Genomic DNA, 15,034 nt, shown 5'->3' with positions numbered 1-15,034 from the left:
TGTCAAGTGATTATTTTCAGAAGTTTTCGAAGAATTCTTCAACAACTTCAACCACTTGCGCTTCCGATCTCTCGTTAGCGGGAGGCGAATTCTACAGCGTTAATCGCTGCTGTCAACACCTCTTTTTTTCCGCTTTCGACCGAGAAGATCGAACCGTTAAAAGAGCTACACATCGCTGCTCTTTCAACTCCTCCCAAGCCTCGATGATCTGAAGCAAGCCGCTGTCGGAAACTACATAACTCTTTGAATCTCAAGGAGTTTTCCGTTTCGACTGCGGCGGAAGTGGGGCGAATTATAGACCTCTGGAATCTGCCGTCAACCATTAATTTCGCTTTTCTTTCAATAACTTGCGTATTGGTTAAAAAACATCCAATCAAATGAGAAAAGAGCTTCTTCTATATAGAAGAAGACTTAAAGGACGCCTTCCTCCTTCAACGCAGCCATCGCGCCTGCCCCCAGACCCAGCACCCGCTGCAGAACCTCTAATGTATGCTCACCTAATAAAGGAGGCGCATGACGATATTCAACGGGCGTCTCCGACAATCGAATCGGGCTGGCCACCTGAGGCACCATCCCCGCCAATGCATGCGGCAGCTCTATCGCCAGACCGCGCGCCTTCACTTGGGGATCTTTAAACACCTGCGACAGATCATTGATCGGCCCACAAGGCACACCCGCCTGCTCCAGTTGAGCAACCCACTCGGCCGTGGTCTTGAAGACCGTAGCTTGGCGGATCAACGGGATCAGCACCGCGCGGTTCGCTACCCGCAGCTTGTTGGTCGCGAAGCGCGGATCATCCGCCCACTGCGGTTGGCCAGCCACCTCTGCGAACTTGCGGAACTGCCCGTCATTACCCACGGTAAGAATGAAGTCACCATCCGCCGTAGGAAAGTCCTGATAAGGCACGATGTTGGGATGCGCATTTCCCAGACGCTTTGGCGCATTGCCCGTGGTCAGGTAGTTCATCGCCTGGTTCGCCAGACACGCGACCTGCACATCCAGCAACGCCATATCGATGTGCTGGCCGCCACCGTCGTGATCGCGATGAGCCAACGCCGCGAGAATCGCCACCGTTGAATACAGCCCAGTAAGAATATCCGTGAGCGCGACACCGACTTTCACCGGACCGGCGCCCTCATCTCCGTCAGGCCGGCCGGTCAGGCTCATCAAGCCGCCAAGCCCCTGGATCATGAAGTCATACCCTGCGCGCTTCGCGTACGGGCCGGTCTGGCCGAAGCCGGTGATTGAGCAGTAGATCAGATTCGGGTTGAGAACCCTTAGCGACTCATAGTCCAGACCATAGGCCGCCAGACCGCCCACCTTGAAATTCTCGATCAGAATGTCCGACTTCGCCGCCAGGTCGCGCACCAGCTTCTGCCCTTCAGGCCGGGTGAAGTCGATGGTCACCGATTGCTTGTTGCGGTTTGCCGAGAGGTAATAAGCCGCTTCCGATGTGTTCTCGCCGTAAGCGTCTTTAAGAAAGGGCGGGCCCCAGGCACGGGTGTCATCACCATTGCCCGGGCGCTCGACCTTGATCACCTCGGCGCCCAGGTCGGCGAGGATCTGTCCGGCCCAAGGCCCGGCCAGCACTCGTGATAAATCCAGTACCCGTAGATGCGACAGCGCGCCCATGGTCCGCCCTCCTATTAATAGAACGCCTGCAGACCGGTTTGCGCACGCCCGAGGATCAGCGCGTGAACGTCATGGGTACCTTCATAGGTATTCACCACTTCCAGGTTGACGAGGTGACGGGCCACGCCGAACTCATCGGAGATACCATTGCCACCGAGCATGTCGCGCGCCATCCGCGCAATATCCAGCGACTTGCCGCAGGAGTTGCGCTTCATGATCGAAGTGATTTCAACGGCGGCGGTACCTTCGTCCTTCATCCGGCCCAAGCGCAGGCAACCTTGCAGCGCCAGAGTGATCTCGGTCTGCATGTCGGCGAGTTTCTTCTGTACCAGTTGAGTCGCGGCCAACGGTCGACCGAATTGCTGACGATCCAGAGTGTATTGACGCGCGGTGTGCCAGCAGAACTCGGCCGCGCCCAGTGCGCCCCAGGAAATGCCGTAGCGTGCGGAGTTGAGGCAGGTGAACGGACCTTTCAGACCTCGGACGTCCGGGAAGATGTTTTCTTCCGGCACGAACACATTGTCCATGACGATCTCGCCGGTGATGGAAGCGCGCAGGCCGACCTTACCGTGAATCGCCGGAGCGCTCAGACCTTTCCAGCCTTTCTCCAGAACGAATCCACGGATATCGCCGGCATCATCCTTGGCCCAGACCACGAATACGTCAGCGATCGGGCTGTTGGTGATCCACATCTTCGCGCCGGTCAGGCTGTAGCCGCCATCGACCTTGCGCGCCCGGCTGATCATCGCGCCCGGATCGGAACCGTGGTTCGGCTCGGTCAGACCGAAGCAACCGATCCATTCGCCGGAAGCCAGTTTCGGCAGGTACTTCTGCTTCTGTGCTTCGGTACCGAATTCGTTGATCGGCACCATCACTAGCGAGGACTGCACGCTCATCATCGAGCGATAGCCGGAGTCGACGCGCTCGACCTCACGGGCAATCAGGCCGTAGCTGACATAGTTCAGACCGCTGCCACCGTATTGTTCGGGAATGGTCGCACCGAGCAGGCCGACTTCACCCATCTCGCGGAAGATTGCCGGGTCGGTCTTTTCATGACGGAAAGCTTCGAGCACACGCGGGGCGAGACTCTGTTGAGCGAACTGCGCGGCGGTGTCGCGGATCATCCGCTCTTCTTCGGTGAGCTGTTGATCCAGCAGCAGGGGATCGATCCAGTTGAAGCTAGCTTTACCGCCCATGAGTGTGCCCTCGCAATCGGGTGAATTAACGTGGCATTGATCCTAGGCGCGGTTCGCCGTCGGAGCAAACGAGGATTTCGCATTCTGTTGTGCTAATTTCTCACTCCGTACCGTCGCGAATAGCCTTTTATGCGGCGCATTAGTGAGGTTGACGTACATGCGCAGGAAGATCCCCAGCACCGCCGCCCTGATCAGTTTCGAAGCTGCCGCCCGCCATGAGAGCTTTACCCGTGCTGCTGAAGAACTGTCGCTCACCCAAGGCGCCATTTGCCGACAGATCGCCAGCCTGGAAGATTTCCTCAGCGTGGAACTGTTCCGACGCTCGCGACGTGGAGTGAAACTGACCGAGGCGGGTCTTTCCTACAGTCGTCGGGTGGCGACTCAGCTCGATGCAGTGGAGCGCGACACCCTCTCGGTGATGGGCCAGCAGGGCACCAACGTCATCGAGCTCGCCGTCGTCCCGACCTTCGGCACGCAATGGCTGCTGCCACGCCTCAAGGATTTCCAGCTCAAGCACCCTGAAGTGACCGTCAACCTGACCAACCGCACCCGGCCATTCCTGTTTGCCGACACCGAATTCGATGCCGCGATTTACTTCGGCGACGCCGACTGGTCGGGTACCGAATCCCACAGATTGATGGGCGAGAATCCGATGCCGGTGTGCAGCCCCACCCTACTTGGCAATCGCAAACATCTGACAGCGCAAGCCATCGCTGAACTACCGCTGCTGCAGCAAACCACCCGACCTTACGCCTGGCGCCAATGGTTCAACTCGCAGCAATTGAATATCCCTCGCGACATGACAGGTCCACGCTACGAGCTATTCTCCATGCTTGCCCAGGCAGCCATGCACGACATGGGCGTCGCGCTGATTCCGCCGTTTCTGATTCAGCGCGAGCTGACAGAGAAACGTCTGGTGGTTGCCAACTCTCAAGCGCTTTCCAGCATCAAGGCCTATTACCTGATGATTCCGGAGCGAAAGGTCGAATCGGCATCGCTGAAGGCATTTCGTGACTGGCTGGTAAATCAGGCGCAGAGCTACAGCCTAGAAGAATAAAGGCTTTGCGCAATACCTAACCCCGTAGTCAAAAAAACCAAAGCCCTACAGATATAACTATTTGTCGCTTCTGAGCAGACTGTATCCGAAAGTCGTACAGACGTCCTACAAGCTGCCAAACACGCGGCTTTGAGCCTCTAATGGCGACTCATTGCTGCCTATTCACGCCACCGATGCGAATTTTTTTCAAATTCAGCCAGAATCCTTGCAGGGCACGGCCTGCAAGGGGTTCAACTGGCCATCTGCGACATTCGGTCACGGCATGACTTGTAGTTAATTTTCCGTCACCCGTCATAATCCCTTGAAGGGCATAAAGTTCGCCTGCAAAATGCCGCGCCCCGCCCTGATTCGGCGGGATCGTGCTGATCGGCCGCCCCAGTCGCACCATCCGTAGTGCATGGGTTTACTCAACAAGATCACGCAGGAGATTTGACGTGCACATTGGTGTTCCTCTCGAAACCCAGACCGGTGAAACACGGGTTGCTGCAACCCCGGAAACCATCAAGAAGCTGATCAGCCAAGGCCATAAGGTCACTGTGCAAAGCGGCGCTGGCGTTAAAGCCAGTGTCGTCGACAGTGCCTATGAAGCGGCCGGCGCAAGCATTGGCAGCGCCAATGACGCGTTTGGCGCCGAGCTGATTCTCAAAGTGGTCGCGCCAAGCGATGCCGAACTGCCGCTGATCAAGCGCGGCACGGTGCTCGTGGGCATGCTCAACCCGTTCAACAACGAGACCATCGCGAAGATGGCCGAATGCGGCATTACCGCGTTCGCCCTCGAAGCGGCGCCGCGCACCTCGCGGGCGCAGAGTCTTGATGTGTTGTCGTCGCAGGCGAATATCGCCGGCTACAAAGCGGTGTTGCTCGCGGCTCACCATTACCCACGCTTCATGCCGATGCTGATGACTGCTGCGGGTACCGTGAAAGCGGCGCGGGTGCTGATTCTTGGCGCAGGCGTGGCCGGTTTGCAGGCGATTGCCACGGCGAAACGCCTGGGTGCGGTGATCGAAGCGTCCGACGTGCGCCCAGCGGTGAAGGAACAGATCGAATCCCTCGGCGCCAAGTTCGTCGACGTGCCTTACGAGACCGATGAAGAGCGCGAATGCGCCGTCGGTGTCGGCGGTTACGCGCGGCCGATGCCGGCGAGCTGGATGCAGCGTCAGGCCCAGGCTGTGCACGAGCGCGCCAAGCAGGCCGATATCGTCATCACCACCGCGCTGATTCCGGGCCGCAAAGCGCCGACGCTGCTCAGCGCCGAGACCGTGGCGCAGATGAAGCCGGGCTCGGTGGTCATCGACCTCGCGGCCGCTCAGGGTGGCAACTGTCCGCTGACCGTCGCCGATCAGGTCGTTGTGGAAAACGGTGTGACGATCGTCGGTCCGACCAACCTCGCCGGTGAAGTCGCTGCCGATGCTTCGGCGCTGTACGCACGCAACCTGCTGGACTTCCTCAAGCTGGTGTTCACCAAGGAAGGCCAGTTCGACGTCAACCTCGAAGACGACATCGTCGCCGCGTGCCTGATGTGCCGCGACGGCCAAGTCATCCGCAAAAACGCCTAAGCAGGGATTCAGACGATGGAAGAGCTTATCTCCCCCGGTATCTACAACCTGATCATCTTCGTGCTGGCGATTTATGTCGGTTACCACGTGGTCTGGAACGTTACGCCTGCGCTGCACACGCCGTTGATGGCAGTCACCAACGCGATCTCGGCGATCGTGATCGTCGGCGCCATGCTCGCTGCTGCGCTGACCGTCACGCCGCTGGGCAAAACCATGGGCACGCTGGCCGTGGCACTGGCGGCAGTCAATGTGTTTGGTGGCTTCCTGGTCACCCGCCGCATGCTTGAAATGTTCAAGAAGAAAGCCCCGAAAGCAAAAGAAGAGGCGCCGAAGTAATGAGCATGAATCTCGTGACGACGCTCTACCTGATCGCGTCGATCTGCTTTATCCAGGCCCTCAAAGGCCTGTCCCACCCGACCACCTCGCGGCGCGGCAACCTGTTCGGCATGCTTGGCATGGCGCTGGCCATCATCACAACGGTCGGCCTGATCTATAAGCTCGGGGCTGAGCTCGCTACAGCCGGTATCGGTTACGTCATCGTTGGCCTGCTGGTCGGCGGCACCGCCGGTTCGATCATGGCCAAACGCGTTGAAATGACCAAGATGCCGGAACTGGTAGCGTTCATGCACAGCATGATCGGCCTCGCGGCGGTGTTCATTGCCATTGCGGCAGTGGTTGAGCCGCAGTCGTTGGGTATCGTTAAACAGCTGGGCGATGCGATCCCGGCGGGCAACCGTCTGGAGCTGTTCCTCGGTGCGGCAATCGGTGCGATCACTTTCTCCGGTTCGGTGATTGCCTTTGGCAAGCTCTCGGGCAAGTACAAGTTCCGCCTGTTCCAGGGCGCACCGGTACAGTTCAGTGGCCAGCACAAGCTCAATGCGATTCTGGGTCTGGCAACGCTGGTTCTCGGTCTGACTTTCATGTTCACCGGCAACCTTACGGCGTTCGCACTGATGCTGGCCCTGGCGTTCGTGATGGGCGTGCTGATCATCATCCCGATCGGCGGCGCCGACATGCCGGTGGTGGTGTCGATGCTCAACAGCTATTCCGGCTGGGCGGCGGCGGGCATCGGTTTCTCGCTGAACAACTCGATGCTGATCATTGCCGGCTCGCTGGTGGGTTCGAGCGGTGCGATTCTCTCGTACATCATGTGCAAGGCGATGAACCGCTCCTTCTTTAATGTACTGCTCGGCGGTTTCGGCAATACGGCAGATGCAGGTCCTGCCGGTGCGCAGGAAGCCCGCCCGGTGAAATCCGGCTCGGCGGATGACGCGACTTTCCTGCTGACCAACGCCGACACCGTGATCATCGTCCCGGGTTATGGCTTAGCAGTAGCGCGTGCACAACATGCGCTGAAGGAGCTGACCGAGAAGCTGACCCATCGCGGCGTGACTGTGAAGTACGCGATCCACCCGGTGGCCGGTCGGATGCCTGGGCATATGAACGTCCTGCTCGCCGAGGCCGAAGTGCCTTACGACCAGGTGTTCGAGATGGAAGACATCAACTCCGAGTTCGGTCAGGCCGACGTGGTGCTGGTGCTCGGCGCGAACGACGTGGTCAACCCGGCCGCGAAGAACGATCCGAAGTCACCGATTGCCGGTATGCCGATTCTCGAAGCGTTCAAGGCCAAGACCATCATCGTCAACAAGCGCTCGATGGCCAGCGGCTACGCCGGCCTGGACAACGAACTGTTCTATCTGGACAAAACCATGATGGTTTTCGGCGACGCGAAGAAAGTCATCGAAGACATGGTCAAAGCGGTCGAGTAATTCACCACTGCAATAGCGAACGCCCCGACTTGTCGGGGCGTTTTTGTTTGCGCCAGACGCTGGACAATTTGCCGCGTTGTTGCAGATCCGGTAACGGTGTTTTACTGCAAACCCGCGAAATAGAGGCCTCGTTTGCGACCTTGGTAGCGGGACAGGCGCCGGCCAAATTCACTAGACTGCGCATCCTGCTACTCGTTGCCCGAGATAATAATCCATGTACCGTGACCGTATTCGCCTGCCTTCGTTGTTGGACAAAGTGATGAGCGCTGCCGACGCTGCCGCTCTGATTGAGGACGGCATGACCGTCGGCATGAGCGGTTTCACCCGCGCCGGCGAAGCCAAGGCCGTTCCCCACGCACTGGCCGGGCGCGCCAAGGTCACGCCGCTGAAGATCAGCCTGATGACTGGCGCCAGCCTGGGCAACGACCTCGACAAGCAACTGACCGAGGCCGGCGTGCTGTCGCGGCGCATGCCGTTTCAGGTCGACAGCACGTTGCGCAAGGCAATCAACGCCGGTGAAGTGATGTTCATTGACCAGCATCTCTCGGAAACGGTCGAGCAGTTGCGCAACCAGCAATTGAAGCTGCCGGACATCGCCGTCATCGAGGCAGTCGCCATCACCGAACAAGGCCATATCGTGCCGACCACGTCGGTGGGCAACTCGGCCAGCTTCGCGATCTTCGCCAAACAAGTGATCGTCGAAATCAACCTGGCCCACAACGCCAACCTCGAAGGCCTGCACGACATCTATATCCCGACGTACCGCCCGACGCGGACGCCAATCCCGCTGGTGAAAGTCGACGATCGCATCGGCAGCACGGCGATCCCGATTCCACCGGAGAAGATCGTTGCGATTGTCATCACTCAGCAGTCGGACTCGCCATCCACAGTGTCGGTACCGGACGTTGATACCAATGCCATCGCTGAACACCTGATCACCTTCTTCAAGCAGGAAGTCGCGGCCGGGCGCATGACCAACAAGCTTGGCCCACTGCAGGCCGGCATCGGCAACATCGCCAACGCAGTGATGTGCGGCTTGATCGACTCGCCGTTCGAAGACCTGACCATGTACTCGGAAGTGCTGCAGGACTCGACCTTCGACCTGATCGATGCCGGCAAGCTAAGCTTCGCCTCGGGCAGTTCGATCACCCTGTCCGAGCGCCGCAACAGCGACGTGTTCGGCAACCTGGAGAAGTACAAGGACAAACTGATTCTGCGGCCGCAGGAGATCTCCAATCACCCGGAAGTGGTGCGGCGTCTGGGCATCATTGGCATCAACACCGCGCTGGAGTTCGACATCTATGGCAACGTCAACTCCACCCATGTCTGCGGTACGCGGATGATGAACGGCATCGGCGGTTCCGGCGACTTCGCACGCAATGCGCATCTGGCGGTATTCGTGACCAAATCGATTGCCAAGGGTGGCGCGATTTCCAGCGTGGTGCCGATGGTCAGCCACGTCGACCATACCGAGCATGACGTCGACATTCTGGTGACCGAAGTCGGCCTCGCCGACCTGCGTGGCCTGGCGCCACGGGAACGTGCACGAGTGATCATCGACAACTGCGTGCATCCGGACTTCCGCCAGGCACTGAATGATTACTTCAGCGCTGCCTGTGCAATCGGCGGTCACACCCCGCATATTCTGCGCGAAGCCCTGAGCTGGCATATGAACCTGGAAGAAACCGGGCGCATGCTGGCAGTGTGATTCCCACAGATACCCACCGAGGCAAACACAGTTTTGCCTCGGTGGATGCCCGCGAGAAGCAGGATCGCAAAAAACTGTACTTCTGTACCGGTCTTTTCCTACCGCAAACTCCTACTCAACCCCCTGATACGAGCCGAAATGCACCAATCAAGTGCAGACAGGTACAGTTTGCCCAATTTCGACCCGTACACCATCCATAAACAGTTAACTGCTCACTCACAATACAAATGAACTGTATCTACAGAGACTATCCAAACGAGAGGATCATGGGCACCAGTCAAACCACTACCTGATCCCGCCACAAGCGGAAGGATGTCAACCATGGAACGTACACTCAGTTCCGAACTGTTCTTCGAAGACAAAGCTGTAAACACCCAGGCTTCCCTGCCTCTGCGCGTTATCGCCAACCTGATGTTGTGGCAGCGCCGCATCTCCAGCCGCCACCAACTGGCCCGTCTGGATTCGCGTCTGCTGGCCGACGCCGGTATCAGCGAAGCACAACGCTACGAAGAGCTGAGCAAGCCGTTCTGGCGCTAAGCAGCGTCGCTGGCTCTGGTCGTCAGACCCACCGCCAGCAACCCGAATTGCACAAGCAAAACCCGTCGTGGGCAACCACGGCGGGTTTTGTCGTTTCAGGGCCTTGAATGCTCTAAAACGCATAACTGAACGAGAACAGGTACAATTTACGAAAACCTCAGATAACACCAGTACAGTTATGCAGAACCTTTGGAGTATCACTGGCCACCACTGGGCGAACCGGATTTGGCAGCCTAATATCCATGCAGAACGTGGCGAACGTTGCGCAACAGGCGTCTGACTCCTCAGATACCGAGCCACCTCTCACTACGGTTTATCCAAAGGAGTTACATCATGACCCGTCTTCGCCTGCTCAGTGCCGCCGCCCTGCTGGCCGTGGCTGCCAACGCCAGCGCTACCAGCTTCATCGTGACCACCGACTCGATCGTCGGCGCGCTGAAAGCCACTTCCGACGCCACTTCCGATGTGACCTCCTCGTTCCGTGACGACAAGATCGTCCTCGCCGCCCGCGACGATGCCGCCAGCTTCGTGGCCAGCGAAGGCGATATCCGTGGGGTAAAGCTGGAAAGCGCGCTCGATCACATCCGCCATCAGGCGCCACAACTCAATGCCACCGATGCCCAATTGGCTCAGGCCATTCTGACGCTCTGATCGCTTGCGGTATTGCGGGACACGCCAGCCGTGTCCCGATGTTTCAACGCTGGCTCTGGCCCGGGCATTTGCGCTAGCCTTCAGGCTCGCTAACAGTTGTCGAGTCCCATGCGCTTTCTTCCAACTTTGCTCATCTCTTCCACTCTATTCACCGCCTGCTGGGCGATGTCTGCCAACGCCTTCGATGCTTTCAATGCATCGACCCAAGGCACGGTTGTCAGCGGTTACGCCACCAGCATGGTGTCTTCTGCGCCGTTCGACCGTAAACTGCTGCGCGCCGCCCATGATGACGCGGCCGCCTTCGTCGCCAGTGACGGTGAATGGCGAGGCGCACGGCTGGAATCCGCGCTGCATTACCTGCGCAAAACCCGGCCGAAACTTCATGCCAGCGACCTTGAACTGGCAGAAGCAATTCTCGTCCAATAGTTATCCTTGTCCTTCCGGAGTCGTTCCATGCGTAGCCCGCTGATTGCTGCCGCCCTTGGCCTGTTTGTGTTGGCCGATGTGGCCCAGGCGCACACCCTGGTAGCCACCAGTAACATCATCGTTCGTGCCTCCCAGCGCAGCATCGATTTCACCTCCGATACCACCACGTCGATTCGCGATTCGAAAATCATCCGCGAAGCCCACGACGACGCCGCCAGTTTCGTCGCCAGCAACGGCGACATCCGTGGCGCGCACCTCGAGGCCGCTCTCAACACATTGCGTACACGGGTGCCGGAAGCGCGCGACGCCAGTGATCAGGTACTCGCCGAAGCCATCCTCGCACTGTGAGGTCCGTTGGCGCCTGGCTGCTGGCCGGGGCGTTGTTGCTGCTTGGCAACAGCGCCCACGCCGGCCTGCAATTGCGGCTCAAGACCGAGGGTCTGAGCCCGGCTCAACGACAGGCCAGTCAGGCGCTGATCGATGAGGCCATGGCGAAACTGCCGCCGAGCTTCATCGAGCGGCTGGATCGGCGCATCGACGTCGGCTGGACCGACGACATGCCTGCCAACGCTTACGGGCAGGCAACGCTGGTTGCCGAGCTTGATCTGAATCGCAAGCTTCTCGCCGCTCTCACCGATGGCAGCGCGGCGAAAGAGAAAACCAATCGCCCCCACGGCACTGTGCGCCAGGAACTGCTGGCCACAGTGCTGCACGAAATCACGCATATCTACGACCGCGCGCGTTTATGGCCAAGCGCTGAGCGCACGTTGATCCAGCGCTGCACCCGACGCTTCAACAGCGCCGGGCTGATCGGTATTCCCGATGAGTGTCGCGGGCAGAACGGTCGCCGCTTCACCATCAGCGACGATCCGCGCCTGCTCGATCTGGCCGGGTGGCAACAGTACGTCGGCCGCCGTGGCGAGCGTGAACAACACAACCGGCAGATCGCTCGCAGCCCGGACCTCTACGAAATTTCCAGTCCCAAGGAATTTGTCGCGGTCAACATGGAGTACTTCCTCCTCGACCCGAGCTACGCCTGCCGCCGCCCGGCGCTGTATCGCTACTACAAGGAACATTTCGGCTGGGCGCCGCCAGCGCAGGACACCTGCAGCAAGAGCTTTGCCTTTCTCAATGCGGGCAATGACTTCGCCAAGCAACCCTTGGGACAAGTCGATCCGGAACGGGTCTACGCGGTCGATTACCTGCTGGCCGAGGCCAATCAGAACTGGGTCAGTCGCTGGGGCCACAGCATGCTGCGCCTGGTGATCTGCGCCCCCGGTCGCCCGCGCGGCCCGGATTGCCGCCTCGACCTCGATCAGCACCTGGTGCTGTCCTATCGCGCCTTCGTTGGCGATGTGCAGCTGTCGAGCTGGGATGGACTGGTCGGCAAATACCCGTCGCGGCTGTTCGTGTTGCCGCTGGCACAGGTGATCGACGAATACACCAAGACCGAGCTGCGCAGCCTCGCTTCAGTGCCGCTGAACCTGTCTCGCGAGGAGATCGAGGGCGTGGTCGAACATGCCGCCGAGATGCACTGGAGCTACGACGGCAACTATTTCTTCCTGTCCAACAACTGCGCGGTAGAGGGTTTGAAACTGTTGCGCAGCGGCAGCAATAACAGCCAACTGGTCGGCCTCGACAGCATCATGCCCAACGGCTTGCTGGAAGTGCTCAAGGGCCGTGGTCTGGCCGACACCAGTGTGCTCGACGATCCGAAAGAAGCGCTGCGTCTGGGTTACCGCTTCGACTCGTTCCGCGATCGCTATCAAGCGATGTTCGATGTATTGAAGAAGCAGCTGCCGATCAAGCAGACCACTGTCGAAGACTGGCTGTCACTCAGCGCTGAGCAACGCCGCGAATGGTTCGACCGCGCCGACCTGCGCACCAGCGCGGCGCTGTTGCTGCTTGAGCAGGCGAGTTTCCGCCGACAGTTGTTGCTGGCACAGGATGAGGTCAAGCAACGTTACCTCGGCGCCCGCGAGCTGGAAAACGGCGGCATGGACAAGGCCAACGCGACCTTGCAGGAGATTCTCGCCAACAGTGGTTTCCTCAGCCGCCCGGCGGAACTGCTCGACTCTAAAGGTTACGGACTGCCCCAGCCGAGCGAGTTTGGCCGACTGGAAGCGGAAAGCAGCCAGCGGCAGAAGAAGCTGCTGGCGCTGTCCGGCGATCTCGATACCGAAGTGCGCAAGCTGCTTGAACCCAAGCGCGCCGCCGAGATTGCCGCCAGCGAGGCCAACGTCAAGCAGATTGGCGAGCATTTGCGCAAACTGCACAAGGCTTCGGGCGGACTGCAATTGCCCTGAGCACAAAAAAGGCTTCAGAACGCCTGTTCTGAAGCCTTTTTGTTTTCCCCTGCGGCCTTAGACGCGAGCCTTGCGCACGCCTTGGGACAGCGCCGAACACAGACTCAACACGCCATCAATGGCCTGCTCAGGCGTATCGGCACTGGCGATGTGATCGATCAACGCCGAGCCCACCACCACACCGTCAGCCAGACGCGCGATGGCCGCAGCCTGCTCCGGTGTACGGATACCGAAGCCAATGCTGATCGGCAGGTCGGTATGCCGACGCAGACGTGCAACCGCCTCTTCCACGTGTTCCAGAGTCGCTGCACCGGCGCCGGTGACACCCGCGACCGACACGTAGTAGACAAAACCGGAACTGCCGTTGAGCACACGCGGCAGACGCGCGTCGTCGGTGGTCGGCGTGGTCAGGCGGATGAAATCCAGCCCGGCAGCCTGCGCCGGGTCGCACAGTTCTTCATTGTGCTCTGGTGGCATGTCGACCACGATCAGGCCATCGACGCCGGCATCCTTGGCTTCTGCGATGAAACGCTCGACGCCGAATTTGTGAATCGGGTTGAAGTAACCCATCAACACCAGCGGCGTGTCGCTGTTGCCTTCACGGAACTCGCGAACCATTTGCAGGGTTTTCGCCAGATTCTGTTTGGCGCCCAGTGCACGGATGTTGGCCAACTGGATCGCCGGGCCATCAGCCATCGGATCGGTGAACGGCATGCCCAGTTCGATCACGTCGGCACCTGCCGCCGGCAGGCCTTTGAGGATTGCCAGCGAAGTGTCGTAGTCAGGATCGCCAGCGGTGACAAAGGTCACCAGCGCGGCGCGGTTCTGTTGCTTGAGGTCGGCAAAGCGGGTTTGCAGGCGGCTCATCAGTGTTTCTCCTGCTGCGACTGTTGCATATGGTGCATTACGGTTTGCATGTCCTTGTCGCCACGGCCCGAGAGGTTGACCACCATCAGGTGATCCTTCGGCAGCTTCGGTGCACGTTTGAACACTTCGGCCAGGGCGTGAGCGCTTTCCAGGGCAGGGATGATCCCTTCCAGACGGCAGCATTTGTGGAACGCTTCAAGCGCTTCGTCGTCGGTCACCGAGGTGTACTGGACGCGGCCGATGTCATGCAACCAGGCGTGTTCAGGGCCGATGCCCGGATAGTCGAGGCCAGCGGAAATCGAGTGGGCGTCGATGATCTGCCCATCGTCGTCCTGCAGCAGGAAGGTGCGGTTACCGTGCAGCACGCCCGGCACACCGCCGTTCAGGCTGGCCGCGTGCTTGCCGGTTTCGATGCCGTAACCGGCGGCTTCGACGCCGATGATCTCCACGCTCTTGTCATCGAGGAACGGGTGGAACAGGCCCATGGCGTTGGAACCGCCACCGATGCATGCCACCAGACTGTCCGGCAGACGACCTTCCTGAGCCTGCAGCTGATCGCGGGTTTCCTTGCCGATGACGGCCTGGAAGTCGCGGACCATTGCTGGATAAGGGTGTGGGCCGGCCACAGTGCCGATCAGATAGAAAGTGTTGTCGACGTTGGTCACCCAGTCACGCAGGGCTTCGTTCATCGCGTCTTTCAGGGTGCCGGTGCCAGCCACGACCGGAATGACTTCAGCGCCAAGCAGCTTCATGCGGAAGACGTTGGCCTGCTGACGTTCGATGTCGGTGGTGCCCATGTAGATCACGCAGTCCAGACCGAAACGCGCAGCGACGGTGGCCGTGGCCACGCCGTGCATGCCGGCGCCGGTCTCGGCGATGATGCGCTTCTTGCCCATGCGCCGCGCCAGCAGGATCTGGCCGATGCAGTTGTTGATCTTGTGCGCGCCGGTGTGATTCAGCTCTTCACGCTTGAGGTAGATCTTGGCGCCGCCGCAGAACTCGGTCAGGCGTTCGGCGAAATACAGCGGGCTCGGACGTCCGACGTAATCACGCTGGAAGTAGGCCAATTCTTCTTTGAATGCCGGATCTTCCTTGGCCGCTTCGTATTCGCGGGCCAGGTCGAGGATCAACGGCATCAGGGTTTCCGCTACATAACGGCCACCGAACGCACCGAACAGGCCGTTGGCGTCAGGGCCGTTACGCAGATCAGAGGTGTTCGAAGTCTGGGTCATGGGTCGCTCCAGGTGAATTCGGTCAGAAGACAATGACGACCACTCTACCCCTGACTTTCCAGGCTGAAAACCGATAAGATCGCCGCAACCTGTCAGG

14 protein-coding genes are annotated in these 15,034 nt (G+C 59.5%); 10 read left to right on the top strand and 4 right to left on the bottom strand.

Annotated features, from left to right (window positions below; all coding sequences use genetic code 11):
* Nucleotides 1-411: 411 nt before the first annotated feature.
* Nucleotides 412-1,632 (bottom strand): CaiB/BaiF CoA transferase family protein, encoded by a 1,221-nt coding sequence (locus ASG55_RS24885; protein ID WP_056791323.1) that lies wholly within the window; start codon nt 1,630-1,632, stop codon nt 412-414.
* A 14-nt stretch (nt 1,633-1,646) separates the two neighbouring features.
* Complete coding sequence (locus ASG55_RS24880; protein ID WP_024015035.1) at nt 1,647-2,828, bottom strand: acyl-CoA dehydrogenase; 1,182 nt, start codon at nt 2,826-2,828, stop codon at nt 1,647-1,649.
* Between the two features lie 157 nt (nt 2,829-2,985).
* Here ASG55_RS24880 and ASG55_RS24875 point away from each other — a divergent pair, with 157 nt between their 5' ends.
* The 10 genes from ASG55_RS24875 (at nt 2,986) to ASG55_RS24830 (ending at nt 12,838) form a co-directional block, all read left to right on the top strand.
* Nucleotides 2,986-3,885: a LysR family transcriptional regulator gene (locus ASG55_RS24875; protein WP_056791320.1), complete on the top strand. Its 900-nt coding sequence runs from the start codon at nt 2,986-2,988 to the stop codon at nt 3,883-3,885.
* A 434-nt stretch (nt 3,886-4,319) separates the two neighbouring features.
* Nucleotides 4,320-5,441 carry a Re/Si-specific NAD(P)(+) transhydrogenase subunit alpha gene (locus tag ASG55_RS24870; protein ID WP_056791317.1) on the top strand — a complete coding sequence of 374 codons (1,122 nt, stop codon included), beginning with the start codon at nt 4,320-4,322 and terminating at the stop codon, nt 5,439-5,441.
* A gap of 15 nt (nt 5,442-5,456) precedes the next feature.
* Nucleotides 5,457-5,777, top strand: a complete 321-nt coding sequence (locus tag ASG55_RS24865) for an NAD(P) transhydrogenase subunit alpha (RefSeq protein WP_003220416.1) — start codon at nt 5,457-5,459, stop codon at nt 5,775-5,777.
* A complete protein-coding gene (locus ASG55_RS24860) occupies nt 5,777-7,210 on the top strand; it encodes an NAD(P)(+) transhydrogenase (Re/Si-specific) subunit beta (RefSeq protein WP_041476447.1) in 1,434 nt (477 codons plus the stop codon). The genes ASG55_RS24865 and ASG55_RS24860 overlap by 1 nt, the downstream gene beginning before the upstream one ends.
* A 214-nt stretch (nt 7,211-7,424) precedes the next feature.
* Nucleotides 7,425-8,918 carry an acetyl-CoA hydrolase/transferase family protein gene (locus ASG55_RS24855; protein WP_056791314.1) on the top strand — a complete coding sequence of 498 codons (1,494 nt, stop codon included), beginning with the start codon at nt 7,425-7,427 and terminating at the stop codon, nt 8,916-8,918.
* 321 nt (nt 8,919-9,239) lie between these two features.
* Complete coding sequence (locus tag ASG55_RS24850) at nt 9,240-9,455, top strand: DUF1127 domain-containing protein (RefSeq protein ID WP_007911656.1); 216 nt, start codon at nt 9,240-9,242, stop codon at nt 9,453-9,455.
* Between the two features lie 333 nt (nt 9,456-9,788).
* The gene (locus ASG55_RS24845; protein WP_016772298.1) at nt 9,789-10,106 is read left to right on the top strand and encodes a DUF2388 domain-containing protein; all 318 of its coding nucleotides are present in this window, start codon (nt 9,789-9,791) and stop codon (nt 10,104-10,106) included.
* Between the two features lie 108 nt (nt 10,107-10,214).
* Nucleotides 10,215-10,532: a DUF2388 domain-containing protein gene (locus tag ASG55_RS24840; RefSeq protein WP_056791311.1), complete on the top strand. Its 318-nt coding sequence runs from the start codon at nt 10,215-10,217 to the stop codon at nt 10,530-10,532.
* A 27-nt stretch (nt 10,533-10,559) separates the two neighbouring features.
* A complete protein-coding gene (locus tag ASG55_RS24835) occupies nt 10,560-10,880 on the top strand; it encodes a DUF2388 domain-containing protein (RefSeq protein ID WP_041476450.1) in 321 nt (106 codons plus the stop codon).
* The gene (locus ASG55_RS24830; RefSeq protein ID WP_056791308.1) at nt 10,877-12,838 is read left to right on the top strand and encodes a DUF7844 domain-containing protein; all 1,962 of its coding nucleotides are present in this window, start codon (nt 10,877-10,879) and stop codon (nt 12,836-12,838) included. The genes ASG55_RS24835 and ASG55_RS24830 overlap by 4 nt, the downstream gene beginning before the upstream one ends.
* Before the next feature lie 57 nt (nt 12,839-12,895).
* Here the strand turns inward: ASG55_RS24830 and trpA are convergent, their stop codons facing one another.
* Complete coding sequence (trpA, locus tag ASG55_RS24825) at nt 12,896-13,705, bottom strand: tryptophan synthase subunit alpha (RefSeq protein ID WP_016772301.1); 810 nt, start codon at nt 13,703-13,705, stop codon at nt 12,896-12,898.
* Nucleotides 13,705-14,937 carry a tryptophan synthase subunit beta gene (gene trpB, locus ASG55_RS24820; protein ID WP_016772302.1) on the bottom strand — a complete coding sequence of 411 codons (1,233 nt, stop codon included), beginning with the start codon at nt 14,935-14,937 and terminating at the stop codon, nt 13,705-13,707. Before trpB ends, trpA begins: the two co-directional genes overlap by 1 nt.
* Between the last annotated feature and the right edge of the window lie 97 nt (nt 14,938-15,034).

Origin of the sequence: Pseudomonas sp. Leaf434 (genome assembly GCF_001425545.1) — a bacterium.
Taxonomy (GTDB): Bacteria; Pseudomonadota; Gammaproteobacteria; order Pseudomonadales; family Pseudomonadaceae; genus Aquipseudomonas; species Aquipseudomonas siliginis.
Note: the sequence above shows the minus strand (reverse complement) of the source record. Positions and strands in the feature narration are given on the sequence as shown.